Raw genomic sequence first — 26,296 nt, forward strand, 5'->3', positions numbered from 1 at the left:
GAAAAAAGAGGCTGTCTGCCCGACAGCCCCCCGTTACCAAGGAGGTTTACATGGATTTAAAAGAAAAAATGAGAAGCGGAAAGCTTTATGACTGTGTTGATGATGCCCTGATCGCAGAGCAGACCAGCTGTCTGGAAATCCTATATGACTTCAACCAGACCCGCCCGTCCGAAGGCGAAAAGCGGCAGAAAATCTTAAAAAATCTTTTTGCTGAGATCGGAAAAAACTGCTACATCGAACCCCCGCTCCACGCCAACTGGGGATGTCACATTCATATGGGCAATGACGTATATGTAAACTTTAATTTAACTCTGGTGGATGACGCCGATATCTACATAGGAAATCACGTCATGTTCGGCCCTAACGTGGTGGTGGACACGGCCGCTCATCCCATCCGCCCCGATATCCGTAAAAGGCAGATTCAGTTTAACGTGCCCATTACCATTGAAGACAACGTATGGGTCGGAGCCGGGACCATCATCCTCCCAGGCGTCCGGATCGGTGAAAACAGCGTAATCGGAGCCGGAAGCGTTGTGACCAGAGATATCCCTGCCAACGTAGTCGCCTATGGAAGCCCATGCAGAGTCATAAGGGAAATCGGCGAGCGGGATATGAAATACTATTTCAGGGACTGGGAAATTGATCCAGAAATAATTGATCCGGAAATATAAGCTCACACCTATGCCTTCCTGCTTTCAAAGTAAACGAACTGATCAATGGCATCTAAAATATCGCTAAAATCTTCCCGGGGAGCCAGATCAATGTATTGTTTCAGCAGCTCCCCTTCCTGCTTTTTATATGGCCCGTAAAAAATATCATACAGGTTATGTCCCCGCATATAAATCTTAAATTCCTCCATATGAGCCTTTAAATCTTCGGGAGATTCCATATCCTTCCCAACCATCTCCACAAACTGCTTCCCGCTCTTTAACCGGTAAAGGTATTCCTTCCATTTGCCAAACAGTGTCCGGTAGAATGCATCTTCATTTTCCACCACTCCAAGCTTTGCCATGATTTTTGGATTGAGGAAATAATTTTCAAAGGAATAGTACTTTAGTATAAGTACATTTCTTCTGGTCACCTTTGGAAGCTTGTCGACCTCCTCCAGACTGCGGTCATCATAATACCGGCAAAGCTGGCCTGCCAGTTCCTCAGGGTTCTTTCCGTCCCCATCCCGGATCATCAGGAACTGATCCCTTAAATACACCTGGTTCATGTACTTTAAATTGGCATACGTCTTTATATTGGTACAGCTATTGGTGGTAATAATGGAGATTCTTGATAAATTCCCCTCCTTATCATAAATTTCCGAATAATACTTTTCCAACAGCAGGGGCAGGCGGCTTTTATCCTGTTTGCCCTCCACAATGAACACAAAGCTGACCCCCAAAAGATCGTTGGCTCCATAACCCAGATCATCGAGAATTGCATCAATATCGGTTCTGACCCTGACAAAGGAATAGCCGTCCCGGTCAAGCACCACCTGCCTGATCTGGCGTCTGGTGAAATTAAACAGCATTCCAGGAGAATGAGTGGTGAAAATCACTTGATTCTTCTTCGATAACCGGTAAAGGATCTCACTGGATATTTTCTGAAGCTGTGGGTGAAGGAAAATCTCAGGGTCTTCCACAATGACAATGCTGGGAATCCGCTTTTCATCCTCTGTGTAGGTCTCCAAAAGAGACAGCATATAAAGGCTTTTCATGCCATTGCTCAAGTTATTTATGGGGCTTAGCTTTCCCCTTTCCACATGATAGGTCTCAGCTGTTACTTTAAACAATTCACAGGGATTGCAGTTTAAGGAAAAACGGATTTCCTCATAGCCGCCGTTTTTTCTGTAATTGTCATTGACCTTTTCGGCAAAACTATTTAAGTTTAACTGATACATCTTATATTCCAGCAGCTTTACCGTCTCATAAATCTGCAGCTCCTCCGGCTTCTTTTGGTTGATCAGTCCGATGCATTTAAAGCACTGGTTACATTCCCTGGCGCCGTCAAACATGCACACATGGGTCCTTAGCTTTGACAGCTGGTCATCCTCCTGAAAAAGCAGCAGATCATTCTGAAACTGGTTTAAATCCCGTTCTGAGTCAATGTAATAGAGCCTGGGGAAGATATCCCTGATATAACGGTTATTCTTCCGGTATCCATCCTTAAACCTGACCACCCCATTCCAGTTGATCTGATAAGTAAAGGTCAGACTTCCCTCCTTGTACGAAGGTAGCTTTGTTTCAAAATCATGGAGCCATGCATCAAACCGCTTATACTGGCTCACCACCCCTCCCCTGTGAAAGGAAGCCAGATCCTCCGGTGTAATGGCCAGGGTCATGGTGATCTCTATATTCTGCTTCTTTTCGTTAAAATCCTCTTCCGTAACCTCATAGGCGCCTGCAGCTGCCCGTATGGCATCTAAGACACCTGTTTTTCCCGTATTGTTCTTCCCCACCAGTATCAGGGCATTTTCCACATTCTGAATTTCCATATCCTGTATGGATTTAAAATTTTTAATATGTACGGATGTTATCTGCATAGGCCTCTCCTTTATAAACTTCAGTATAAAAGGCGGACAGGAAAATTTCAAGTTCTGCCAGAAAAAAAATCACACTGTCCTTTCTCTTTTATCATAGTATAGAATATATTCTTTTCACAGGAGTGGTTCCTATGTTTGATCCTTATCTGGTGCTCACACCTCTGCACTATATTTATCTCATTGGCGTCATTGTAATCCTGACTGTCATGATTCTCCGGAAGGATACGCCCCTGGTCTGTGTCCTTTTTCTCTTCCTCCTTGGCATTGCGGGCCTCAAGTCTCTGACCGGAGGCATCATGACCGTATTCAACGCCATCTTGTATGCTTCCAGGGAGTTTATGGAAATCATCGCCACCATTGCCCTTATTACAGCCCTGTCCAAATGCTTAAAAGAGTTGGGAAGCGACTATCTTATGATGATTCCCATGTCAAAGGTCATGAAATCCCCTTCCCTTACCTGGTGGATTCTGGGTGGCACCATGCTGTTATTTTCCCTCTTTCTCTGGCCTTCCCCATCCGTGGCTTTGGTAGGCGCGATCATGCTGCCCTTTGCAGTCAGGGCCGGTCTGGATCCTCTGGCAGCTGCCATGGCCATGAACTTATTCGGCCATGGAATTGCTTTAAGTTATGATTTTGTCATCCAGGGCGCTCCGGCCATTTCCGCAGGTGCGGCTTCCATCTCAGCCTCTGACATCCTGACCAAGGGGCGGCCTTTGTTTTTGGTAATGGGTATTGTTACAGTGGTTTCCGCATATCTGTTAAACAGGAACGGAATCGCAGCCTGCTGTCAGGAAGTCCATATCCAGAATGCGGAAGAACACCACGATACCGGGATTGCCGCGGTTGTAATGGCGATCCTGACCCCTCTTCTTTTCCTGGCCGACATCCTTCTTATGGTGGCTTTTGACTTAAAAGGGGGAGACGCCACCAGTATGGTTTCAGGAACAGCCGTCCTGATCATGTGCATTGGGGCAGTTTTAGGCTTTGGCAAACATTCTCTGGAAAAGGTGACATCTTATGTTACTGAAGGCTTTCTCTTTGCCATACGGATTTTTGCTCCCGTCATCATCATCGGGGCCTTTTTCTTTTTAGGAGGAGAAGGGATTTCTTCCATCATGGGAGATCAGTTCCAAAGAGGAATTATGAATGACTGGGCCATCTGGCTGGCTCACAACATTCCTCTCAATAAATATATGGCCGCCTTTTTCCAGCTGTTGATCGGAGGATTAACGGGTCTGGACGGCTCAGGTTTTTCCGGGCTTCCCCTTACCGGTTCCCTGGCCCGCACCTTTGGTACGGCAGTAGGGGCTTCGGTCCCTATTCTGGCTTCCCTTGGACAGATTGCCGCAATTTTCGTCGGCGGCGGTACCATCGTCCCCTGGGGGCTCATACCTGTTGCAGCCATCTGCAACGTAAATCCTCTGGAACTTGCCAGAAAAAATCTTCCTCCGGTCATGATCGGTTTTCTTGCTACTTTTATTGCTGCCTGTTTCCTTTTATAGATGATCCAGCTTTAAGGAGGGATTTCCATGTGCGGAATTGCTGGTTTTTACAATCCTTTTTATGATTACCAGAAAGATAAAGCCTATTATGAGAGCATTCTGGAACAAATGTCAGAAACCCAGAAGCACCGGGGGCCTGATGATTCAGGAATATGGCTTTTTAAACAGGGAGGCATGTCTCACGCCCGTTTATCCATTATCGACTTGACCACCGGCCGCCAGCCCATAACAAAAACTGAGGCAGGCAAAACCTTTGGAATTGTGTACAATGGAGAAATTTACAATACAAAGGAGCTTCGACAGGACCTAAAGGAGCGGGGCCATTCCTTTTCCACCACCTCTGACACAGAAGTGATTTTAACCGGATATATGGAATACGGGCCTGATTTTGTTAAACGGTTAAACGGCATTTTTGCCATTGCCATCATGGACCCATTCCGGGAACGGTTATGCCTCTGCCGGGACCGTTCCGGCATAAAGCCTCTTTATTACACCGTAAGGGATGGAGAAATCATCTTTGCTTCGGAACTGAAAGGAATTTTTGCATATCCCGGCATCCGTCCTGTTTTAGACCGGAAGGGCTTAAACGAGGTTTTCTCCCTGGGACCGGCCCACACCTACGGCTGCGGAGTCTTTAAGGGAATCAATGAAATACTCCCGGGCCACATGCTTTTCTGCTCCAGGGACGGCTTCCATTTGAAATCCTACTGGAAGCTGGAAAGCAGGCCCCACGAGGACAGCTATGAGGAAACCATTGAGAAGACCTCATTCCTGGTTCAGGATTCCATCCGCCGGCAGATGGTTTCCGACGTTCCCATCTGCACCTTTTTGTCAGGAGGGGTGGATTCCAGCCTGGTCTCGGCAGTCTGTGCCGCAGAGTTAAAAAAACAGGGCAAACAGCTCACTACCTTTTCCTTTGATTTTGTCAACAATGATAAATTCTTTAAAGCCAGCCCCTTCCAGCCCTCACAGGACCGCCCCTTTGTGGACCAGATGGTAAAATTCTTAGACTCTGACCACCATTATCTGGAATGCGACAACGTGACCCAGGCGGACCGGCTTTATGACTCTGTTCTTGCCCATGACCTGCCGGCTATGGGGGACATTGACTCCTCCCTGCTCCATTTCTGCTCCATGGTCAAAAAGTTTAATAAGGTTGCTCTGACCGGGGAGTGTGCAGATGAAATATTCGGAGGATATCCCTGGTTTCATAAGGAAGAATGCTTTAAAGCCCAGGCCTTCCCCTGGACCATGGATTTAGGGCCCCGCAAGGCCGTCCTAAAGGATGAATTCCTGGATTATCTTAAAATGGATGAGTATGTTATGGAAGCCTATGAAAAATCTGTGGCAGAAACGCCTGTTCTTTCCGATGATAATCCAACAGAAGCCAGAAGAAGAGAGATTTCCTATCTGAATCTCCGCTGGTTTATGCAGACCTTATTAAACCGGATGGACCGTGCCAGCATGTATTCCGGCCTTGAGGCCAGGGTTCCCTTTGCAGACCACCGGATCATCGAATACGTTTGGAATGTCCCATGGGATATGAAAACAAGGGATGGGATCGTTAAGAATCTCCTTCGCCAGGCCGGAAGGGGGCTTCTGCCTGATGAGATCCTGTTCCGCAGGAAATCTCCGTATCCCAAAACCTATGATACCAATTATGAGGCTCTTTTGATCAAACGGGTAGAAGAAATGATAGCCGGCGGTCCCGCTCCTGTCATGGAGTTTATTGATGGGAAGAAGCTGGAAAGACTCCTGACCAGTCCTTCGGATTACGGAAAGCCCTGGTACGGTCAGCTTATGGCTGGTCCACAGATGCTTGCCTATATCCTTCAGATCAACTACTGGCTGGAAAAATACCATATATCAGTGGAATAAAACAAAGAGGTGCAAACGTCCTTCCAAAGACCTTTGCACCTCTTTATTGACCTTTTATTCAATTTCTTCCAGGATTCTTCCCATATCCGACGTATCGCCAATGAGTATTGCGCCTGTCAGCTTGCCTTCCTCATAATAATACACCTTGTAAATCTTCTTCTCTCTATCCTCTTCCCGGCGTACCTCATAGGTTTTTCCAGGATCCTTTCCTGAGTCACCCACCGCAAACAGGGACGTATCCATGCCATTAAATGTGAGTGCCGCTGTCACAGTTTTATAGGAAACTCTCTCTCCGGCGGCATTGGCTCCTGCTGCCTTTCCCATCTCCACAGCCTGTGGCCAGATGGCATAATTGATCCCTTCATATTCCGCACAGTCTCCGCACGCATAAATGCCGGGTACCGTGGTTTCCATATGCTCATTAACGATTACCGCCCGGCCGGTCTCGGCCCCGGCAGCTTCTGCCAGGGATACATTGGCCCGGACTCCTGCGGATATGACCACAAGATCTGCCGGCAGTACCGTACCATCCTCTAAGCGGACACCGGTCACCTTGTCTTTGCCTTCTATTTCCTGGGTGGCTGCCTGGAATTTCACATCAATGCCCTTTTCCAGAATAATGGACTTTAAGAACTCACCGGCCTCCTGATCGAGCTGACGCTTCATAAGCTGGTCGCCATGCTCCAATACCGTCACAAAAAGGCCTGCCCTTTTCAGTTCCCAGGCCGCCTCCAGTCCCAGCACTCCGCCGCCAATGACCACGGCCCGCTTTGATTCCGAAAGGAGGGAATTAAGCTTCTCAATGTCGGAAAGCCGACGTATGGCGACTACCTCATTTTTTTCATTTCCAGGTATTGGAGGAATGAAGCATTCCGATCCCAATGCATAGATGCATTTGTCATATTTTAGCCGGATCCCATCGTCAAAAGTGACTTCCTTTTCCCTGGTATTGATCTTCTCCGCCTGTTTTCCCGTAAGGTTTAAGATACGTTTTTCTTCGTACCATGCCGGGTCATGAAGAAGGAGTTCCTCCCTTTCATCCTTTCCCATGACGGATTTTGTCAGCATGGGCCTTGAATAAGGCAGACAGTCCTCTTTCGTCACCATAACAATAGAACAGGTAGAATTTCTTTCCCGAATCGCCTCTGCCGCACTGACACCGGCCGCGCCATTACCAAGTATGAGGTATAATTCCTCCGTGTCTTTATGGAAATTCCTTACTTCCTCCTCATAAGGGACAAAATTTTCCGGTCCCACTCCGCATACCGGACAGACCTCACTTCCCTCCTCAAATACAGCGCCGCACACCAGGCATTTAACCATTTTCTTCTTGCCTTTTCCCATGTAAAATACCCCCTTCTCAAGTCTCTTAAGTAAGAACAAGCTTTCTTTCTGATACTATCATAACATAGTTTTTTACGATTTCAAGCTTCTTTTCGTTAATAATTCGTAAGCATAGAAAGAAAACCGTAAAGCCGAATAGCAATGATTTTGTGGTAAAATATTCACGAAAGCAATGAGCAGTGCGAAACAGGCCAGGAAAAGATTTTTCGTTGTGCTCGCACATAAGAAAATCTTCTCCTGGCCTGTTTCATAGGGCGAATGCCCGTGAGCCAGTGAATCCTGCGGATTCACTGGCTACACTGCGGACTGAAAAGAGGAATCATAATGAAAAAATACAGCATTGGAGAAGTTTCCGATCGTTTAGGCTTAAGCCGTGATACCCTGCGCTTTTATGAAAAAAAGGGAATCATACAACCGGAAAAGCAAAAAAACGGCTACCGAACCTATACCTATGAAGATATCAAAAAGCTCTCAAGCATCATGTTTTACAGAAGGCTTAACTTCAGCATCGAGGATATCGGCCGTATCCTGTATAAAAGCTCCTTTCCTTCCTACTGTTCCATGATTCAGGAAAAAATCGCCGAAGAAAAACAGCAGGTGGAAAAGCACTGTCAATCCCTCATCCATCTGACCCATTTACATAAACACTACCAGAACGTAGAAAAATACTTAAACCGTTATGACTTAAGACCCATGCTCCCCCATTACCAGATGCCGGACAACCGTTTCATCAATCAGGCAGGCATCTCCGATTTATGTTATATCTGCCAGGAATACCAGCTAAATGAAAATCATGCGAACCAGATAAACGAATTTTTCATGATCGCAGAACATACTGCCTCCATCATGAAAATGAAACAGGCATTAAACGGCTACCCCATACTAAAGCAGGAACGCTGTGTCTACACCGTAGTTGCCTCAGACAGCCCTGTATTAGAAACACAAGCCGTATTAGACGCAGCAGACTGGGCAAGGCAACATGGATATTCTCCTACAGGAATTGCCTACAGCGGCCATTTACTAAGCTGCGCCTTCAAGGTTACCGCAAAGGAAGACCAGGAAAACAAAGCAGATACACCCATCAATTACATAGAAGTGTATCTGCCTCTCCAGCCATAGAAAAAGCCTTATTCCCTGTCATTCATGCCCTGCCTTTATCCGCTTTTCCGTCTATCTGCTTCGGCACAGGCTTAAACGCCGTACTGTAAATATATGGAACCAGAACCGCAGAAACATTTCTATGCTTTCTTAACTAGGATAATTTGCGATGATCAAACTCTGCTCACTGGAAATATTTCACACCGGATTCAAAAATCTTCATATCCTGTTCCCCATAAATATTCATGGCCACCGACTCACCGCGGCGCTCAGAATGGGCCATCTTGCCCAGGATCCGCCCGTCAGGGCTTGTAATTCCCTCAATTGCCATGTAGGAGCCGTTGGGGTTCCAGCATTCATCCATCGTAGGGCAGCCCTTGTCATCCACATACTGGGTAGCAACCTGACCGCTGTCAAACAGCCCCTTTATCCAATCCCCTCCTGCGACAAACCGTCCTTCCCCGTGAGAAGCCGGATTGCAGTAAATACCTCCCAGCTCTGCGCCTGAAAGCCATGGCGACTTATTGGTCACCACCTTCGTATAAACCATCTTGGAAATATGGCGGCCAATGGTATTCATCGCCAGTGTGGGGGAATCCTCCCGCTGCTCTGTGATCATTCCTTCGGGCACAAGCCCCAGCTTAATCAGGGCCTGGAAACCATTGCAGATTCCAAGCATCAGGCCATCTCTTTCATTTAACAGCTTCCCGATTTCCTCCTTGATCACCTGGTTCCTGAATAGATTGGCAAAGAACTTGGCAGAGCCATCCGGTTCGTCGCCGGCTGAAAATCCTCCGGGAAACATGACGATCTGGGCTTTGGATATTTCCCTGCGGTATACTTCCACAGATTCCCTGATATCCTGGGCCGTTAAATTCCGAAAGACCTTTGTCACCACATTGGCCCCTGCCCTTTCAAAAGCCCTTTCGCTGTCATATTCACAGTTTGTACCAGGGAACACCGGTATGAATACATTGGGTTTTGCTACCTTGTTTCTGCAGATGTAAATATCCTTTGTATCATAAAGCCGCTCCGAAACAAGAGCCTTTTCTATCCCTGATTCCACAGGGAACACATCTTCCAGGGGCTTTGACCACACTTTAAGTGCCTCATCTATGGCAATGGCTGTGCTGCCGTATTCAAACACACCCCTATCCGTGACTTCACCGATGACGGTATAGGAAACAGCCAGTTCCCCAAGCTTTCCTTCCGGAACTTCACATACCACATCTCCCCAGCCGGCCTTAAAGAAATCTCCTGGATCTACATTGTGCCCGATTCTTATGCCCATCCGGTTTCCAAAAGCCATTTTGCTGACTGCCTCGCAGATCCCATGGCCCTCTGCCGCATAAGCGGATATGATCCGGCCTGCGCAGATATCCTCAAACAAAGCTTCATACCCCTTCATGATCTGACCGTATACCGGAAGATCATAGGAATCCTTCTCAATCCGGAATACCACGATCTTACTTCCCGCCTTTTTTAATTCCGGCGTAATGATATGCCGGCCTTCTGCAACATCCACGGCAAAGGAAACAAGGGTCGGCGGCACATCAATGTCATGAAAGGTGCCTGACATGCTGTCCTTTCCTCCGATAGAAGGAAGTCCGAATCCGATCTGGGCGCTGTAAGCCCCAAGAAGGGCGGAAAAAGGCTGGCTCCAACGTGCCGGATCCTCTGTCATCCTGCGGAAATACTCCTGGAAGGTAAAACGGATCTTTCTGTAATCACCGCCTGATGCCACAATTTTAGCAACAGAGGACAATACTGCATAAACTGCGCCGTGGTACGGGCTCCAGCTTGACAGATAAGGATCAAAGCCGTAGCTCATCATGGTTACGGCATCGGTCCTTCCATGAACCACCGGAAGCTTTGCCACCATGGTCTGAGTCTCTGTCATCTGGTACTTTCCTCCATAGGGCATGAGCACACTTCCTGCCCCTATGGAACTGTCAAACATTTCCACAAGCCCTTTCTGAGAGCATACGTTTAAGTCAGATAGCAGCTTCATCCAGGCTTCCCTGATATCAGGGATCTCCTGTCTCATAAAGGCACTTTTTTCTCTGTCAGGAATTTCCACAACAACCGAAGCCTCCTGATGGGCCCCGTTGGTATCCAGAAAGGTGCGGCTGATGTCCACAATGGTCTTTCCTCTCCAGCTCATCACAAGCCTTGGTTCTTCTGTTACCACTGCCACTGCCACTGCTTCTAAGTTTTCTTCTGCCGCATAGGCCAGGAACCGGTCTGCATCCCCGGGATCAACCACAACCGCCATGCGTTCCTGGGACTCAGAAATGGCAATTTCCGTGCCGTCCAGTCCTGCGTACTTCTTCGGCACCTTATCCAGGTCGATCCGCAGGCCGTCCGCCAGTTCTCCTATGGCAACTGACACACCTCCTGCGCCAAAGTCATTGCATTTCTTGATGAGCCTGCTCACTTCTTCTCTTCGGAACAGACGCTGTATCTTTCGTTCCGTGGGCGCATTCCCCTTCTGGACCTCTGCTCCGCAGGTCTCAATGGAAGCTTCCGTATGGATCTTGGAGGAGCCGGTAGCTCCGCCGCAGCCATCCCGTCCGGTACGGCCTCCAAGGAGAATGACCATATCTCCTGGATCCGAGGTCTCCCGGATGACATTCTTTCTTGGGGCGGCACCTATGACAGCCCCTATTTCCATTCTCTTTGCAACATAATCCGGATGGTAAATCTCCTTTACATATCCGGTTGCCAGACCGATCTGGTTTCCGTAGGAGCTGTAGCCGTCTGCAGCACCTGTCACGATCTTTCTCTGGGGAAGCTTTCCCTTTAATGTTTCGCTTAAAGGTCTTCTTGGGTCAGCCGCTCCGGTTACCCGCATGGCCTGATATACGTAGGTACGGCCGGAAAGCGGGTCACGGATCGCTCCTCCAAGGCAGGTGGCCGCACCGCCAAAGGGTTCGATTTCCGTAGGGTGATTGTGAGTTTCATTTTTGAAATTCACCAGCCATTCCTCTTTGACACCGTCAATCAGGACGGGAACCACAATGCTGCAGGCGTTGATCTCATCGGATACCTCCAAATCCTCCACCTTTCCCTCCATGCGAAGCTTTTTCATCGCCAGGAGAGCAAGATCCATAAGGCATACAAACTTGCCGCTCTTTCCCTTTAAGACCACTTCCCTGTCTGCCAGGTACTGCCTGTAGGTTTCCTCAATGGGCTTGCGGTAATCCCCATCTAAAAATGTCACATCCTTTAATTCCGTCTGGAATGTGGTATGGCGGCAGTGATCAGACCAATAAGTATCAAGAACCCTTATCTCTGTCATGGACGGGTCTCTCTGCTCTTCATCTTTAAAATAATTCCGGATATGGAGAAAATCCTTAAATGTCATTGCCAGATTTAAGGACTCATACAATTCCTTTAAATCATATTCTGCAAGACCTGTAAAACCATTAAAAACAATCACATCTTCAGGAGTCTCAAATATTGCGGCAAGAGTCTCCGGCTTTCTTTCATCTGCTTCCCTGGAATCCACCGGGTTTATGCAGTAGGATTTGATGTCGGCAATCTGAGTTTCTGTAAGAGTGCCGGAGATCACGTAAGTGGTTGCGGATCTGATCACAGGCTCTTCGTCCTCTTTTAGCAGCTTCACGCACTGCTCCGCGGAATCAGCCCGCTGGTCAAACTGGCCCGGCAGATATTCTACGGTAAAAACCACATCCCCTTCCTTTTTCGGGAAAGCCTCTTCATAAATCTCATCCACGGGAGGCTCTGAGAAAACAGCGGTAAGAGCCAGCCCATAGACTTCATCGGACAGCGCCTCCATATCATAGCGGATCAGCACTCTCACACCGGTTACTGTATTGATGCCAAGATAGCCTGCGATTTCCTCTCTTAATTCATTCGCCTTTACGGCATAGGCCGCTTTTTTCTCAACATACACTCTTCTTACACTCATGATTTCCTCCTTCTTGCCCATGCTTTTTGGGCATACTGGGATACCCGCAAGGTGTTTTGTTTATCCGAACAGGAACTTCCCTGTTATTCTCGTGTATTAATCATACCACAGGATACATAGATTAGAAAAATTAATATATCTTATGTTATTAATCAGTACAGTTAATATTATTGATGTAGGCGGCAGAAGGAAATCACCAGCCTGCCTTATGTTTCATCTGGTTCCTATGGTTTTCGACGCATTTCGACAAAATTCGTTATTTTTTATTAAAATACTTGAAAATTGAAAAAATTTGCACTATAGTAATAAAAGATTTTTTTATAAAGGAGTGCTACATTTTATGGATCTTCATCAGCAATTAAAGGACTTATCCCAAAAATACTCATTTGAAAACGCCCGCTTAAAGAAAGAGGAACAAAGTCCCTATCTGGAAGTATGCCTGCAGCTTCAAGAGGAACACATTGAAAAGTTTATTGAAAAGGCCGGGCAGATTAACTCCATTGTGGAATCCTGCGCCAATATGGTCAGTATTTTCGACGATTCCGCTTCAAAGGAAGTACTTATGCAGACTGCGCTGCGCTGCGCCGGGAGGGATACGCTGTATATCCGTACCACCTCTTCCATGGTGAAAATCCTTATAGAAACACTGTTTGATTAAGTGTCGGTTCAATAGAAGCAAGGCAGCCGTTTGGCTTCCTTGCTTCTTTTTCTTTATTCTTCCATATGGGATGTATCATTCATTTCCAGAAGCATGAAATCTTCCGTCAGCGGACTGTAATTGACCGTTGTAATGCTTGCATTTTCCACAATAATGCTTTCTACCTCCGGATGATTGCGCATCATATAAGAAACCAGATAAGCGATGGTTGCGCCGTGGGATACGATGGCAGCATCCTCTCTGCCGCCGGTGATTCTTAGTATCTCCCTGACTGCCTGGACGCAGCGGCTTATGACCTGGTCCCTGTTTTCCCCGCCTGGAGGGGCTGCCTCGTCAGGACTTAAGGCCCACAGTCTGTATTCCTCCGGATACGCTTCCATGATCTCCTCCCATGTCATGCCTTCCCATTTGCCAAATTCTACCTCAATAAGCTGGGGCATAAAGCAGATTTCCACCTTTTGTCTGCTGCTGATCCTTTCGGCTGTTTCCATGGCACGGGTCAAGGTGCTGGAAAAAATCCTGGAAACCGGGCGGGAATCCATACCTTTTGCCAGCAGTTCTGCCTGCCTGCGGCCCGTTTCATTAAGGGGAATATCATGGCTTCCCTGGATCTTCCCCTGAATATTCCAGTCCGTTTGTCCATGGCGTATCAGATATATCTTCATTTCATCTCTCCCAGTCTCTTATTCTTCGTAATCGTAATCTTCAGCCTCTTCATCCTTAGTGATTTCAATGCCCTCCACTCCTGCCAGGGCTTCTAAGTCCATGGTTTCGGCATTCATGCTCATGGCATCCATTGCAATTTTCATGATTCCCTTTATTTCTTCCACAGTCATCTTCATCTTGTCTGCCAGTTCTTCTACCGTAGCCTCCCGTCCCAGTTCCTTAGCAAGAAGCTGGGAAATCTGCTGGAGCACATTCACACGGGCAGCCAGTTCTTCTCCTGTCTGCTTTGCAAACTGCTGATCCTCCACCGCTGCATCAAGGGCTATCTTTATTCTCTGACTTGCAAAGCTCACAAACTCCGGTCTGTCTTCTGCCTGGATATACTCTTCCACAGCCATCATGAGAGCCATATTGGCTTCCTGGACCAGATCCGTCAGAAGCACGCCTCTGCCGTCATATTCCCTTGCATGCTCCAGGGCAGCCCGTAAATTTCCTTCCACAAGCCTTTTTTTTGCTTCCTTCTTACCCTCTGCGGCTTCCTTTAAAAGCCTTTCCTGCTCTTCCCTGGTACAGGGAGGGATATGTTCCATCTCTTCCAGATACATCTGGTAAAAATCATCATGCATACTCTTATTTTGCTCCTTCTCTTTTTCATATCCTGGCTCTTTTGCCCGTACTATACTGCACCCCAGGAAATTTGTCAAACGCCTTTACAAACCAATCAGATCCATGATAGAATATCCATATGTTTATAAGGAGGACTAATAATGGATATTAATTATGAACTTTATAAAGTCTTTTACCACGTTGCCGCCACCTTAAGCTTCTCGGAGGCATCCAAACAGCTTTTCATCTCCCAGTCGGCAGTCAGCCAGTCCATCAAGGTGCTGGAGAAGAAGCTGAACCAGACCCTTTTTGTCCGGAGCACGAAAAAGGTCCAGCTTACCCCGGAAGGGGACATCCTCCTAAAGCACATAGAACCGGCTATTAATCTGATCCAAAAGGGAGAAAACCAGCTGCTGGAGGCCAATACCTTAAACGGCGGCCAGTTACGGATCGGCGCCAGCGACACCATCTGCCGCTACTACCTGGTTCCATATTTAAATAAATTTCATAAAACTTACCCTAATGTACACATTAAGGTCACCAACCAGACTTCCATTGAATGCGCTCATCTTCTGGAAAGCGGCCAGGTAGATTTTATCATTACAAATTACCCCAACTCAGGACTTTCAAGCTCCCAGAACATCCGGGTCATCAATGAATTTTCCGATGTATTCGTGGCCAACCAGGAATATTTTCCTTTGAAAGGACAGACCGTAAGCCTTGGGACTCTCCAGACCTATCCCATACTGATGCTGGAAAGAAAAAGTACCACCAGCGAATTCCTTCATCACATGTTCCAAAAGGAACAGCTTGATCTGGTTCCTGAAATTGAGCTGAGCAGCAACGACCTTTTAATCGACCTGGCCCGCATTGGGTTAGGAATCGCATTTGTCCCTGATTACTGCATTCCTGAAAATGACAGGGACTTATTCCAGGTAAAGCTTTCAGAAAAGCTTCCCACTCGCCAGATGGTCGTGGCTTATAATGAAAACATACCCGTTTCCCAGGCTTCCAAACAATTCATGGACATGCTTTAACCAGTATGAAAGACTTTTCACTGCCGCCCCCTTTTGGGCGGCGGCTTTTACTTTCGTCCGGTCCAAAAGTTCCGGACCACTTCGTCCACATTTTTCAACTGCACTTCATAATACCCGTCCCATTCTCTTGGAAACAGAGCCTGGTAGTCGGGTTTTAAAAAACGCTCATCAAGCAATGCGATGACTCCCTCATCCCGGACCGTGCGGATCACCCTTCCTGCTGCCTGCATGACCTTGTTCATCCCCGGATACTGGTAGGCATAATCAAACCCGTTCTGCTCCCTGGAATCGAAATACCCTTTTAAAATCTCCTGCTCCGTACAGACCATAGGAAGGCCGGTGCCAACGATAATGGCTCCGATCAGACGTCCCTCCTTTAAATCAATGCCTTCTGAAAATACGCCTCCCATAACGCAAAGGGCCACAAAGGAATCCTTCCGCTCCTCTGAAAATTCCTTAAGGAACTCCTCCCTCTCCTGTTCGCTCATGTGGGATGCCTGGGACATATAAGTAAACTCCTGTTTTACTTCTTCCGTTTCCTCAAGTATCGCCTCTACTGACTTTAAATACTGGTAAGACGGCAGAAACACCATGTAGTTCCCTTTATGGGCTGACACGATCTTACGCATATAATCCACTATCTTCTGGTATTCGCGGCGGTTTCTTCTGGTATAGCGGCTGCTGACATCAGAAGCGACCATGAGAAGGCGCTTCTCCTGATCAAAAGGAGACTGGGCATACACCGCATATTCTTCCTGGTCACCGCTTAGCAGCTCCTTATAATACCGGACCGGAAGCAGTGTGGCAGAAAAGAACACAGTGCTGTTCCCCTTGTCCAGGCACTCTTTTAAGTTTTTTGCAGGATTTACACAGAAAAGCCTAAGCATAAAACGTCCGTCTGACAAAAGCTCCGTATAAATCCGGTAATTCTCATCCAGGCGGTCATAGATATTCAGCAGATCCCGCAGTTTAAAATAGAAATCCAGAATCAGGTCCCGGTCCGGGGATTCCTCACCGGCTTCCATAAACTTTTCCATTTCCCCGAAAAGGGTCATGATACCGTTCATAAAAAACCGGATGTCATCCAGTATCTGAAAATCCTCGCATTCCCGTTTCATTTCCAGAAGTTCTTTGTTGCACCGCTCCAGCATCCTGACAAGTTTCGGGCTCATAGGCTTCAAAATCTTTTTAATAAGAAGAAAGTCCTCCTTATAGATCGTTGCGCTGTACATTTCCCTGGCTCTTGGAACAAGGTTATGGGCCTCGTCTGTCAAAAACAGATATTCTCCGGAAATGCCTTCGGAAAAATACCGTTTCAGGCGGATGTTTGGATCAAATACATAATTATAATCACAGATAATGGAATCCACCCAGTTGCTGATATCCAGACAGAATTCAAATGGACACACCTGGTATTCCTCTGCATAGCGGAGCACCGTTTCCCTGGTGATCCCGGTCTCCTTGTGTATGATATCGTAGACCGCATCTCCCACCCGGTCAAAATGCCCTTTGGCATAGGGACAGGCATCTGGGTTGCATTCCGGTTTTTCAAGGAAGCACAGCTTTTCCTTTGCCGTTATGGTCACTGAGTTCAGATACAGACCATGGTCCCGCAAGATGTCAAAGGCTTCTTCCGCCACGCCTCTGGTTATGGTCTTTGCCGTCAGATAAAACAATTTGTCTCCAAGTCCTTCCCCAATGGCTTTTATAGCCGGATAAACAGTGGAAAGGGTCTTTCCGATTCCCGTAGGAGCCTGGATAAAAAGGTTCCTTCTTCTGGCAATGCTCCGGTATACAGCCACCACAAGCTCCCGCTGCCCTTTTCGGTAAGGATAGGGAAAGGAAAGCTCTTTTATGGACTCATCTCTTCTTATTCCATGGTTGTATAAATATCTTGCCCATTTAATGTACTCATGAATCAGACCCTGAAACCAGTTCTCCAGCTCTTCAAAGGATTTTTCCACCTGAAAACGCCGTATTTCCTCTGTTTCAATGTTGCAGTAGGTCATCTGCATGACAGCCCCATTCAGCTGTTGGTCAAAACAGTAAAAATACCCATAGCACATGGCCTGGGCTAAATGCACTTCAATCGGCTCTGACAAATAGGATAAATCCATATACATGCCTTTGATTTCATCAATGGTCACCCCTTCCGGCTTCTCAATGATGCCATCGGCCCGCCCCTCCACCAGAATTTGAAACTGATCCACTTCCACCTCATGCTTTAACACCACTTCCGCCCGGTAATCCGCTCCCATGCGGCGCTGGATCTTCCTGTGTATCCGGCTCCCTTCCTGCATGGCAGTTTTCTCAGCTCCTCCGGTCCGCCGGTTATCCAGATCGCCGGAGCGCAGTACAAGCTCAACCAGATTCCTGACAGATATTTTCAGGATTTTTTTCTCTGCCTCCTCCACTCCGGCGTTCCCTCCTTCCTTTTCCTTCCCGTTCTTTCCCTTTTCTCTTTCCTGCCCTGGTTTTTGGGCATAAAAGTATCTCTGAAAGGAGTTATCTCCTAAAAACAAAGAGTGTGCAACCATGGCGGGGCATTTACCTCTGAATTAAAAAAGGGAACTGCAGGCCGTGCGGCATACAATTCCCTTTTTCCTTTGCGTCTGTTTATGCTGCTGAACATTTACCTGGAGCCTTCGCTGCCAGAAATGCCTCAAACTCTGCATCTTCCCCGTTAAACTCAACGGTCAAAACCTGTGTCAAATCTAAACTCAATACTCCTAATATAGACTTTGCGTCAATGGTTACTCTATTGTAATACACGTCTATGTCGAAATCACATTTAGCAGCAGCAGCAACAAACTTCTTTGCCTCATCAACAGTTGGCACCATAATCTTTAACTGTTTCATAATCACAACTCCTTTTTATAATGAAGAAAAAGTTATAAATTATATATATCATGTTTGACATGATTTGTCAAATTATGTTTCATAAACGATTATATGGCCCTTTTTTGTGCACATCCTGTAATTATTTCAGAGGGAAAGCTTTGTAGATAAGCATATTTTTGATGAGACAAGTTTTATTTTGGGAATCATTATCAATGTTACTTTTCATTCTAATTCAATTTCACAGTTTTAACATTTGATTTTCATATAAAATGCCAAACCAAGCCCATAAAATATGACTTCTGTCCATGGACTTCCTTTTCCATACTATTTTACCACAAACAGGGATTCAATAACAGCAGAATAAATTTTTTATTTTTTTCTAAAAACTGTTGCAATTTAAAAACTTCTATGCTATACTCTCTAGGTGCTCAGGCAAAGATATAATGCCTACTCATAGGGGAATAGTTCAATGGTAGAGCAACGGTCTCCAAAACCGTAAATGGGGGTTCGAGCCCCTCTTCCCCTGCTTTTATGTTACTCTGATTCCTTTATTTATAAGGGTTTCAGAGTTTTTTTTATTCTTGTGCCCAACTGTGCCCGAAGTCACTTTTAAAAAGCATTCTGTATCATTGCCAAGGTTTCTTCTTTTGGAAGTGGATTATAAATATATCCTAAAGTTGTTTGAGCATCAGTATGTCCCAACAAAGTCCTTATTTCATCAGTTAGAAATATCTGCTTTCTTACAAGCCCATCTTAGAGTGTTACTTAATATTGTTTGGATTGTCAACACTTTTGTAGACAACATTTTTAAGGGTATTCATCCGATACTCAGCAGGTGTTAAGTAGCCAAGTGAGGAATGAATTCGATGATGATTGAACCAGTTTACATAATCAGTCAGTTGGCATTGTAGACCAGCCAGGCATTTGTGAGCATTCGCTTTTATCACATTTACTTTCGTCCCATGATCAGCGCCGCTTGCTTTAAAATATCGTTCTCCATGAGTAAACGTTGGTTTTCTTTTCGCAGTTTGAGTAGTTCTTCCTGTTCTGGCGAACGATTATCCTTTTCTTTAAAGGAACCGGAGTTATCGGCTCGTGCAATCCATTTATCAAGTAAAGAACTGGCAATGTCGTACTCACGGAGGATATCACATTTACGTTTTCCGCTGCGATATAAATCGACGATCTGTTGTTTAAATTCCGTTGTGTAAGTACGTCTTGGTCTTGACTGTTTTTTCTGAGGCATAGCAATCTCCTTTTCTCTATCTGGTTTTATTGTATATGCCCTCAAAAAATCTGTCCAGTTAATTGCAGCCTACCCAGGTAAAGAAATAGCTTGACATTAGGGAATGGACTCTTTGCACAACTACATAATAAAATTGAAATTGATATCAATAGATATAAAATACCTAATTTTTTCATCATTTACATCATTAGAAGTTGCCATCTAAAATATAACGCCAAATTGAATTATTTTCTTTCATAGAACTTTTTAAGTCTTCATAGCTTGCGGCGAATTGATAATAACCATCAATGGGTAAAATTACTATAAAGCTATCATCAGTAAAATAAAAGTTATCATCACTCATTGTAAAGTTATTCTTAAAACGATCAAATATTTCATTAATCGTAGTTTCATCAGAATTTTTTGTATCCACATCAATGCCATTAAAATAGTGATGATTTAGTTTATCTTTAAATGAATCATCAAATAGTTCATCTATAGTTATTTTTTTACCAGTAGCTAAATTGATATTTATTGAATATACCCAGTTGGTACCGTGAGCACTTCCTTGTGCGTAAATATACCCTTCAAATTTAATACTTAAAACATGATTATTTGCATACATTATTGTGTAGCCTACAGGCCATTCAGTACCATTAGCAATACCGCCATTAGAATTTACAATGTACGAATAAGGGCTTATTGCTGCCTCCTTACGGTATCTGTAAAAGTATTCGGACAATCTTTTTCTACAGCCATTTGTACTTTTTGAGCCTCTGCTGCAGTATCCGGATTTTCCATACTGTAACAGCCGCCAAAGCAAATGATATTTTCAGGTTTACAGTCGTTAATCGTCATCAGTGCCCTATCCTTTAGAAAAACCCCGTGGCTTTTTTCCAATACAACTCTGCTTTTTCTCATACCACAGGTACACGTAGTCCACGCTCCATGAACAACATAAGTGTCTTTTAAATCTGCCATGTTATATTCTACCTATCTGTTTTAAGATAGTCTTATTATAATATAATAAATTGCCTATGTCATGTTCATGTAATAATCAACGTTTAAGATGTAAGTTTTGGCAAAACCTTCCAGAATAACGGACATCAGTCCCATCTTTAATTTTATTACCGCTTTTCAAATAAGAATTCATAAATTCACCCATAACAGCCTTTTGTGGTATATCCTTTCTTCTCTCCATAATAATACCTCCAAACTGATTAATTCTATCTTACATCAATTTGAAGGTCTACACAATCTTTGGAGTACTCCTATTTAGCCGAGCGAGGCACGAACCATTGAATCGACTTATGTGTCGTCTTCTTTAATATTACATTCTTCAGGAAGCTTGTTTTCCCTCACACTTTTGAACGCTGGTTGACGTATGGTATGCAGTTCCAAGACGCAATTCAGACGATAAAAAGCTTATATTTGGGGCCAAAAATGAGAATGAACAGCAGAATCCTTTTCATCCAAAGATAAGCCAGTATACCGTTTACGATATAAATAGGCCTGATATCGCAGATCGAAACACAGACACACAACTGGCTTCTGGATTCTACTGCTGCATTTCAAAATTATTGTTCCACGATAGTTCAATGTGTTTAGCCTTGACGATAACCCCATCACCATCTCTCCTTATCGTTTTTCGGGCACATAATCAGCCGTTGATTTATATCTCCAATTCTTATCGAAATATCAGACCACATTAGAGAACAAAAATCGCCGCCTCGTAGTCCAATATTCATAGCACAAATAAACATTGTAAGATTTCATCCCGTAATCATTTCCTTAGATAAGGAGGCAGCATTTTCAATTCTGTCTTGGAATAGCTTGTATATTACAATGATATCATCACGCCCATATAAGCAATTCATTTTTGTTGATTCTCCTGTACCAGACTTTTACTTAGATCCATAACGTAGATCTGTCGTTCCATCGGCTTTGAAACGTGGCATGTTAATAATTTCAGCACGATTAATTGGGGTTTCAGATTGGACTTTCTCTAAACTGCTTCTTTCCTCTGAAACTGACATATTGACTCCTCCCATTATTTATTTGATTTATACGCACTATAAAAGGCACTGGATTATTCCAAGGCCTTTTAACTAATTACAATATTCTTCTCTTTTTATTCTTCTTTCTTTTCCGGTTCACCTTTAATAGTTGGTAACTTGCTAATCTGTTTAAACAAGTAGGTTTCTCCACCCATCATAACTGTGAATGTCCGCTTTTTTCCATTATATACTATCTTAGTATTATGAAATTTAGAACTATTGATAAAATGTTCATTACCGGATCCTTTGGAATAAGTCCCTTTATCCGTTTCATTATAATTATAGTAATAAAATGTATAATTATTATCCAAATCAAATTCCATAGATGTGAAGGGAAGTTTATCACATGTGTAACTCCCTTGCAAAATTGGAGATTCCTTCATTGATTTCTTATAATCAAGAAAAATACCAACTACACATACAAATAAAAAAGCAAGCAGCCCAACCAATATTTTTTTATGTGTTTTCATTTTTACTTTACTTTCACCACATCTAAATAATCCATCGCAGGCATTTTTAGGTATTCATCGCCAACATATTCCCATATTATAATAAAATCCAAAGCATTTCCATCCATTCCCATGATATCAGAATCACGCCATAATGATCCGTAATACAAAAAAACCACGGAAAAATGTGAGAACCATAAGGATTTACAGATTTCTTACGATTTTAAGATTTCCACTGCCAAATATTTACAAATACTTTACTCATCCTTACGAAAGCCTAAATTTCATTGACTCCAACTTGCTCCCAGGTATATACTCTAGCCAAATTTAAAATAACCAATGAAATTATAAGGAGGTCAAAATCTATGAAAAAAAAGTATTTAATGGTTATAGTATTATCTATGGTTTTAGCCATAGGAGGTGCTATGTCATCATTTGCTGCGGGATTTGTGAGCACTCCCCAGGGGATGAAGTACCAGTGGGGATCTGGTGATTACTGTACGAATAACTGGGTCAACTACAAAAGTCATTGGTTCTTTTTCGGAGACGACCAGCTTATGCGTACCGGTTGGATTCAAAGAGATAACACTTGGTATTACACAGCTGACACCGGTGAGCTTCAGGGGGGTATTATGAAAATCAATGGTAATGTCTACTACTTTGACACCAATTCCCTGAAAATGGTAACTGGTTCCTACACCTACAATGGTGTCACACATAACTTTACTGAAAATGGAACTACTGACGGTGGCCCATACGTGTACACAGAATGGAACAGTGATGGCACCATCAGGCGAGGCACAAAATTGGGTGTCCGTTAAATCTGAATATTTAAGAAAGGGTCAATTTTGACCGTCCCCAGCAGAGCCTTCTACTATAAGGCCTGCAGGGGTATAAGAGCCAGGGGCAGATCAAGTAATTTCCACTCGTTATCAGAATTTGTTAATCCAAAAGTCATTGTTCAGAAGATATAATTGCAAAACATGTTGCTTCTCTGCTGGTTTCAGCGACCATTTTTTCATTTATAGTTGTTACATGCGGTTCCCAACATATAACACGCTGGCACTCTGCATTTTTAATTCTATCTAATTTTAATAAATTCACTCCCGCCACAAGTAATTGTCAGATGTTGTGTATTCACATAAACCTGGCACCTACACCCCTCAGGCGCATCCAATCCTCCAATGTGTACACTTGAAGAAAATCTAACTATTCCCTTACATTTATCATTTCTACTTAGTATTGCTAAATGTACCACTCTAACAAAAAAAGCATATACGGGCAAGCAATCAGAAAGTGTCTGATTGCTTGCCCTGCATTCCTGAACCCGTTTAATCCAAAGGCTGAGTTTCTGGGAATCAGTTGCTACGGTTAAGCGATCCATAGATAAATCTCCAATCCCTTAAGGTACTTAAGTTCCTTAAGGCTTTTAGAATTAGAGACATTATCTCACAATTAAAAATCAAAAAATATACACCGACATATTTTGACGCTTACAATTAAAAAATTATTACTGCCGGAGAACTTGAAAATATCATCATATCGGTTTCCAGCCCCACTTTAATATTTACTATCACCATACACCAAATTTTACTAAAAAAACACCCATCGACTATATTTCGACAGGTGTTGATGTACACATCTCTTAATAGGCCATACCATAAAATTCTCAATGCAATTAAACCGATTCTTCCTTCAGCCATTTTACCCACTGGGCATAATATTTTCCCAGTACATGGGAACCGTCTGTCGTGTATGCGTGATTCAGGCTGCCTCCTTCATCGTCAAATATTTCATTAACATCAATATAATAGCAGCTGTTTTCTTCTGCTATCTTCTGTATTTCCTGATTCAAACTATTAATTTTATTGTTGCTGTAAACAGGACTTTTTTTTGATTTTTCACTGGTAATATGAAGATTTGCTTCCAGGACTATTATTGCTTCTGGCTGCATTTTTTTGATTTTATCTAAAACCACTTTATATTGTTTTATAGTCTGGGACATATCATAACCCAGTTCGTTGATGCCCAGCATCAGGTAAATCATCTGGTAATGATCCCTTGAAAGAACCTCATCCAGAGTCAGTTTCTCACCTCCTGATGAAATACGGGCAGTTAATACATTGAAAACGCTCATGCCGGAGTTGGCAAATACTGAGGCACTCCCCAAGTCTCCATATTCGGAAAGTCCCATGGTTCTGGAATCTCCAACAAACAGTACGCCTTCAAAATTTTCCGGTGGCTTTGGCCTTTCTCCTGGCTGCAGGAACGCAGGAGACGACACAAAATCTGTTGTTTGCCCTGCATTTACGTCCAGACGAGCTTTTTCTCCGTCTGAAGCGTCTACTGCATTCATATCATTTGTCCCGTTCGAACTGTCCGTTGCATCTGCACCACTTGCTTCGCTTGCACTATTTGTTGCACTCTCATCAGCAGTTTTGTCTGAACTGTCAGTTTCATCTATACTATCAGTTGCATCTATACTGTCAGTCTCGTTCATACTGTCAGTTTTGTTCATACTGTCAGTTTCGTCTATACTGTCAGTTTCGTCCACTCTATCAGTTTCGTCCACTCTATCAGTTTCGTCCACTCTATCAGTTTCGTCTATACTGTCCTCATGCAGCCATTTGCCCCCTGCCATGTTCAGCCCCAGGGAGGTTAACTGATCTATGCTTCCAGCTGATACATGCAAAACGGCAGTCAATACCAGACTAACGGTCAAAAGAAAGGTAAACCAGTATTTTCTCATCGTTTTTTCCTCACAATCTAAAAATTGAAATACATAAACGGATCGTTTGCCCCCATTTTCATACAATAGGCACTCAGCCAGAATATGATCAGAAGGGCAATTGCTGTACACAGGTTTTTCCGTTTTCGGTCATACAGTCTTCGTGGAAGACCGGTCATGAAAAGGAAACCGGCACTTAAGGACATTCCGTAGACCCTTCCGTATTTCAGGAAATCTCCAGCAAAATATGTATATTTACCGGCAGGTGCCAGAAAGGGGAACAGCCGCTGAACATATATTCCCAACTGTGAAAAATCCGTTATTGCAAATAACATCCATGTAAGAGGAATTGCAAACAGCATATACACATGCCCCAAAGTTCTCCAGCGTTCCAGCAGTTTTCCCAGTCCCAGCTTTTCTAATGAAATCAGTGCAAACAGCGCAATTCCCCATAAGAGAAAATTGAGGCCTGTTCCGTGCCATAGTCCGGTCAGGAGCCATACTGCAAGCATATTCCGAAAGGTTTTTAAGGAGCCCTCGCGGTTTCCGCCCAGCGGAATATATACATAATTCCGGAACCAGCCGCCCAGAGTCATGTGCCATCTGCGCCAAAAATCTGTCATGGTCAGAGCCATATAAGGATGGTGGAAGTTATCCGGAAGGGAGAATCCCAACATCCTTCCCAGTCCCTTTGCCATCAGGGAATAGCCATAGAAATCAAAATACAGCCGCAGGCTGAAAGCTGCCAGTCCCATCCATGCAAGAGGCGTTGAAATACTTTCATATCCTACTGCTCCAATCTGGCTCCACAGTCCGCCTATCTGGTTTGAAAGCAGCACCTTTAAGCCCAGTCCGATTGTAAATTCCCGAAGTCCTGCTTCCACTTGTTCCAGGGTGTGGACCCGCTTTTTAATTGACTCCCTGAGAGAAGCATAGGTTACGATCGGTCCGGAAATAAGCTGAGGAAACATGGTCATATACAGGGCAAAGTCCAGAAATGATTTTTCCGGGTCCGCATCCTTCCGATACACATCGACCAGATAAGAAATGGCCTGAAAGGTATAAAAGCTGATTCCCAGCGGAAGAGCCGGCTGAAGAACAGGAAGGGCAGCTTTCTCCAGTCCTCCATTTTGAAGCAATAAACTGATCTGTTCAATCAGGAAACCAGAATATTTAAACAGAATCAGCCAAAACAGGTTGTAGGCAATTCCCAGGCGAAGCCATTTCCCGCGTCTTAAGCGAGATTTGTATCGTTTCATTTTCCTGCCAATGCAGTAATTGACGCAGACAGAAAACAGCAAAAGCACCATATAGGCCGGATGGTCCGCAACTCCATAAAAATAAAAAAGCAGGCTTCCTGCAAGCAGGCAGATATTTTTTGTTCTGTCCGGACACACATAATAAAGAACCAGAAACACCGGCAGAAATTGAAATATAAACTCCAGGCTACTAAAAATCATTTGACATTTATTCCTAACATATGTATTTATTATATTAGACGAAACAGGAGACCGGAAAGTTGCAGATTTCTGTAAAATTTTGTGTTTTTTTGTCTGCCAAGCAATGTTTTAAAGTATCAGATGGTTATAGTTGGAGCAGACGTTATCATTTTACCAGCAGGGAGATGGGGCGTATATAATGCTGTTGCAAACAGATTGATTTTTCTTGTTTCGATAATTTGTAAAATCACAATTTACAAACAAAAAACAGGCAGGTCCCAAAATATGAAATACCCGCCCTCTT

22 protein-coding genes, 1 tRNA gene and 1 pseudogene are annotated in these 26,296 nt (G+C 44.3%); 8 read left to right on the forward strand and 16 right to left on the reverse strand.

Annotated features, from left to right (window positions below; translation table 11 throughout):
• The first annotated feature begins 50 nt into the window (after positions 1-50).
• A complete protein-coding gene (locus ABFV83_RS10280; protein ID WP_349948760.1) occupies positions 51-671 on the forward strand; it encodes a sugar O-acetyltransferase in 621 nt (206 codons plus the stop codon).
• Positions 672-679: 8 nt separating this feature from the next.
• Here ABFV83_RS10280 and ABFV83_RS10285 read toward each other — a convergent pair whose 3' ends face one another.
• Positions 680-2,530, reverse strand: a complete 1,851-nt coding sequence (locus ABFV83_RS10285) for an AAA family ATPase (RefSeq protein ID WP_349948761.1) — start codon at positions 2,528-2,530, stop codon at positions 680-682.
• A gap of 131 nt (positions 2,531-2,661) precedes the next feature.
• Here ABFV83_RS10285 and ABFV83_RS10290 point away from each other — a divergent pair, with 131 nt between their 5' ends.
• Positions 2,662-4,032, forward strand: coding sequence for a citrate transporter (locus tag ABFV83_RS10290; RefSeq protein WP_349948762.1), 1,371 nt, complete (start codon positions 2,662-2,664; stop codon positions 4,030-4,032).
• Between the two features lie 27 nt (positions 4,033-4,059).
• The gene (asnB, locus tag ABFV83_RS10295) at positions 4,060-5,910 is read left to right on the forward strand and encodes an asparagine synthase (glutamine-hydrolyzing) (RefSeq protein WP_349948763.1); all 1,851 of its coding nucleotides are present in this window, start codon (positions 4,060-4,062) and stop codon (positions 5,908-5,910) included.
• Positions 5,911-5,964: 54 nt separating this feature from the next.
• Here the strand turns inward: asnB and ABFV83_RS10300 are convergent, their stop codons facing one another.
• Positions 5,965-7,254, reverse strand: coding sequence for an FAD-dependent oxidoreductase (locus ABFV83_RS10300; protein WP_349948764.1), 1,290 nt, complete (start codon positions 7,252-7,254; stop codon positions 5,965-5,967).
• A 324-nt stretch (positions 7,255-7,578) separates the two neighbouring features.
• Between ABFV83_RS10300 and ABFV83_RS10305 the strand changes: the two genes are divergently transcribed.
• The gene (locus ABFV83_RS10305; RefSeq protein WP_349948765.1) at positions 7,579-8,373 is read left to right on the forward strand and encodes a MerR family transcriptional regulator; all 795 of its coding nucleotides are present in this window, start codon (positions 7,579-7,581) and stop codon (positions 8,371-8,373) included.
• 163 nt (positions 8,374-8,536) lie between these two features.
• Here the strand turns inward: ABFV83_RS10305 and ABFV83_RS10310 are convergent, their stop codons facing one another.
• A complete protein-coding gene (locus ABFV83_RS10310; RefSeq protein WP_349948766.1) occupies positions 8,537-12,286 on the reverse strand; it encodes a phosphoribosylformylglycinamidine synthase in 3,750 nt (1,249 codons plus the stop codon).
• Positions 12,287-12,626: 340 nt separating this feature from the next.
• Between ABFV83_RS10310 and ABFV83_RS10315 the strand changes: the two genes are divergently transcribed.
• Entirely contained in the window at positions 12,627-12,944 is a 318-nt protein-coding gene (locus ABFV83_RS10315; protein ID WP_349948767.1) for a hypothetical protein, read from the forward strand.
• 53 nt (positions 12,945-12,997) lie between these two features.
• Here ABFV83_RS10315 and ABFV83_RS10320 read toward each other — a convergent pair whose 3' ends face one another.
• Together ABFV83_RS10320 and ABFV83_RS10325 are read right to left on the reverse strand one after the other, a co-directional pair.
• A complete protein-coding gene (locus ABFV83_RS10320; protein WP_349948768.1) occupies positions 12,998-13,609 on the reverse strand; it encodes a histidine phosphatase family protein in 612 nt (203 codons plus the stop codon).
• A gap of 18 nt (positions 13,610-13,627) precedes the next feature.
• A complete protein-coding gene (locus tag ABFV83_RS10325) occupies positions 13,628-14,236 on the reverse strand; it encodes a sigma-70 domain-containing protein (protein ID WP_349948769.1) in 609 nt (202 codons plus the stop codon).
• 141 nt (positions 14,237-14,377) lie between these two features.
• On the opposite strand from ABFV83_RS10325, the gene ABFV83_RS10330 reads away from it, so the two are divergent.
• On the forward strand, positions 14,378-15,253 hold the full coding sequence (locus tag ABFV83_RS10330; protein ID WP_349948770.1) for a LysR family transcriptional regulator: 876 nt from the start codon (positions 14,378-14,380) through the stop codon (positions 15,251-15,253).
• A gap of 47 nt (positions 15,254-15,300) precedes the next feature.
• Here the strand turns inward: ABFV83_RS10330 and ABFV83_RS10335 are convergent, their stop codons facing one another.
• On the reverse strand, positions 15,301-17,667 hold the full coding sequence (locus ABFV83_RS10335) for an ATP-dependent DNA helicase (RefSeq protein ID WP_349948771.1): 2,367 nt from the start codon (positions 17,665-17,667) through the stop codon (positions 15,301-15,303).
• A gap of 202 nt (positions 17,668-17,869) precedes the next feature.
• Entirely contained in the window at positions 17,870-18,112 is a 243-nt protein-coding gene (locus ABFV83_RS10340; protein WP_349948772.1) for an HPr family phosphocarrier protein, read from the reverse strand.
• A gap of 437 nt (positions 18,113-18,549) precedes the next feature.
• Here ABFV83_RS10340 and ABFV83_RS10345 point away from each other — a divergent pair.
• Positions 18,550-18,620 (forward strand) — tRNA-Trp (locus tag ABFV83_RS10345).
• Between the two features lie 235 nt (positions 18,621-18,855).
• Here the strand turns inward: ABFV83_RS10345 and ABFV83_RS10350 are convergent.
• The 7 genes and pseudogenes from ABFV83_RS10350 to ABFV83_RS10380 form a co-directional block, all read right to left on the reverse strand.
• Positions 18,856-19,041 (reverse strand): IS3 family transposase, encoded by a 186-nt coding sequence (locus ABFV83_RS10350; protein WP_349948908.1) that lies wholly within the window; start codon positions 19,039-19,041, stop codon positions 18,856-18,858.
• A pseudogene (locus ABFV83_RS10355) lies at positions 19,018-19,340 on the reverse strand (transposase); the annotation flags it as partial. The pseudogene ABFV83_RS10355 and the gene ABFV83_RS10350, both read right to left, overlap by 24 nt.
• Before the next feature lie 187 nt (positions 19,341-19,527).
• Entirely contained in the window at positions 19,528-19,944 is a 417-nt protein-coding gene (locus tag ABFV83_RS10360) for a hypothetical protein (protein ID WP_349948773.1), read from the reverse strand.
• Positions 19,945-20,018: 74 nt separating this feature from the next.
• Positions 20,019-20,300, reverse strand: coding sequence for a PAAR-like protein (locus ABFV83_RS10365; protein WP_349948774.1), 282 nt, complete (start codon positions 20,298-20,300; stop codon positions 20,019-20,021).
• Positions 20,301-20,376: 76 nt separating this feature from the next.
• Entirely contained in the window at positions 20,377-20,520 is a 144-nt protein-coding gene (locus tag ABFV83_RS10370; RefSeq protein WP_349948775.1) for a hypothetical protein, read from the reverse strand.
• 703 nt (positions 20,521-21,223) lie between these two features.
• Positions 21,224-21,355 (reverse strand): hypothetical protein, encoded by a 132-nt coding sequence (locus ABFV83_RS10375; RefSeq protein ID WP_349948776.1) that lies wholly within the window; start codon positions 21,353-21,355, stop codon positions 21,224-21,226.
• Between the two features lie 95 nt (positions 21,356-21,450).
• Positions 21,451-21,846 (reverse strand): hypothetical protein, encoded by a 396-nt coding sequence (locus ABFV83_RS10380; protein ID WP_349948777.1) that lies wholly within the window; start codon positions 21,844-21,846, stop codon positions 21,451-21,453.
• Between the two features lie 344 nt (positions 21,847-22,190).
• On the opposite strand from ABFV83_RS10380, the gene ABFV83_RS10385 reads away from it, so the two are divergent.
• Positions 22,191-22,646 carry a hypothetical protein gene (locus ABFV83_RS10385; protein WP_349948778.1) on the forward strand — a complete coding sequence of 152 codons (456 nt, stop codon included), beginning with the start codon at positions 22,191-22,193 and terminating at the stop codon, positions 22,644-22,646.
• 857 nt (positions 22,647-23,503) lie between these two features.
• On the opposite strand, the gene ABFV83_RS10390 is transcribed toward ABFV83_RS10385, so the two are convergent.
• A complete protein-coding gene (locus ABFV83_RS10390; protein WP_349948779.1) occupies positions 23,504-24,574 on the reverse strand; it encodes a GDSL-type esterase/lipase family protein in 1,071 nt (356 codons plus the stop codon).
• Between the two features lie 17 nt (positions 24,575-24,591).
• The gene (locus ABFV83_RS10395) at positions 24,592-26,013 is read right to left on the reverse strand and encodes an MBOAT family O-acyltransferase (RefSeq protein ID WP_349948780.1); all 1,422 of its coding nucleotides are present in this window, start codon (positions 26,011-26,013) and stop codon (positions 24,592-24,594) included.
• Positions 26,014-26,296: the final 283 nt, after the last annotated feature.

The sequence above is a fragment of the Lacrimispora sp. BS-2 genome (genome assembly GCF_040207125.1).
In the GTDB taxonomy this organism is placed as follows: Bacteria; Bacillota; Clostridia; order Lachnospirales; family Lachnospiraceae; genus Lacrimispora.

Bases quoted from the DNA above. Each gene is read 5' to 3' on its own strand.
- ABFV83_RS10280 (WP_349948760.1), top strand. From the start codon at position 51: ATGGATTTAAAAGAAAAAATGAGAAGCGGAAAGCTTTATGACTGTGTT.
- ABFV83_RS10285 (WP_349948761.1), bottom strand. From the start codon at position 2,530: ATGCAGATAACATCCGTACATATTAAAAATTTTAAATCCATACAGGAT.
- ABFV83_RS10290 (WP_349948762.1), top strand. From the start codon at position 2,662: ATGTTTGATCCTTATCTGGTGCTCACACCTCTGCACTATATTTATCTC.
- asnB (WP_349948763.1), top strand. From the start codon at position 4,060: ATGTGCGGAATTGCTGGTTTTTACAATCCTTTTTATGATTACCAGAAA.
- ABFV83_RS10300 (WP_349948764.1), bottom strand. From the start codon at position 7,254: ATGGGAAAAGGCAAGAAGAAAATGGTTAAATGCCTGGTGTGCGGCGCT.
- ABFV83_RS10305 (WP_349948765.1), top strand. From the start codon at position 7,579: ATGAAAAAATACAGCATTGGAGAAGTTTCCGATCGTTTAGGCTTAAGC.
- ABFV83_RS10310 (WP_349948766.1), bottom strand. From the start codon at position 12,286: ATGAGTGTAAGAAGAGTGTATGTTGAGAAAAAAGCGGCCTATGCCGTA.
- ABFV83_RS10315 (WP_349948767.1), top strand. From the start codon at position 12,627: ATGGATCTTCATCAGCAATTAAAGGACTTATCCCAAAAATACTCATTT.
- ABFV83_RS10320 (WP_349948768.1), bottom strand. From the start codon at position 13,609: ATGAAGATATATCTGATACGCCATGGACAAACGGACTGGAATATTCAG.
- ABFV83_RS10325 (WP_349948769.1), bottom strand. From the start codon at position 14,236: ATGCATGATGATTTTTACCAGATGTATCTGGAAGAGATGGAACATATC.
- ABFV83_RS10330 (WP_349948770.1), top strand. From the start codon at position 14,378: ATGGATATTAATTATGAACTTTATAAAGTCTTTTACCACGTTGCCGCC.
- ABFV83_RS10340 (WP_349948772.1), bottom strand. From the start codon at position 18,112: ATGAAACAGTTAAAGATTATGGTGCCAACTGTTGATGAGGCAAAGAAG.
- ABFV83_RS10360 (WP_349948773.1), bottom strand. From the start codon at position 19,944: ATGTATGCAAATAATCATGTTTTAAGTATTAAATTTGAAGGGTATATT.
- ABFV83_RS10365 (WP_349948774.1), bottom strand. From the start codon at position 20,300: ATGGCAGATTTAAAAGACACTTATGTTGTTCATGGAGCGTGGACTACG.
- ABFV83_RS10370 (WP_349948775.1), bottom strand. From the start codon at position 20,520: ATGGAGAGAAGAAAGGATATACCACAAAAGGCTGTTATGGGTGAATTT.
- ABFV83_RS10375 (WP_349948776.1), bottom strand. From the start codon at position 21,355: ATGTCAGTTTCAGAGGAAAGAAGCAGTTTAGAGAAAGTCCAATCTGAA.
- ABFV83_RS10380 (WP_349948777.1), bottom strand. From the start codon at position 21,846: ATGAAAACACATAAAAAAATATTGGTTGGGCTGCTTGCTTTTTTATTT.
- ABFV83_RS10385 (WP_349948778.1), top strand. From the start codon at position 22,191: ATGAAAAAAAAGTATTTAATGGTTATAGTATTATCTATGGTTTTAGCC.
- ABFV83_RS10390 (WP_349948779.1), bottom strand. From the start codon at position 24,574: ATGAGAAAATACTGGTTTACCTTTCTTTTGACCGTTAGTCTGGTATTG.
- ABFV83_RS10395 (WP_349948780.1), bottom strand. From the start codon at position 26,013: ATGATTTTTAGTAGCCTGGAGTTTATATTTCAATTTCTGCCGGTGTTT.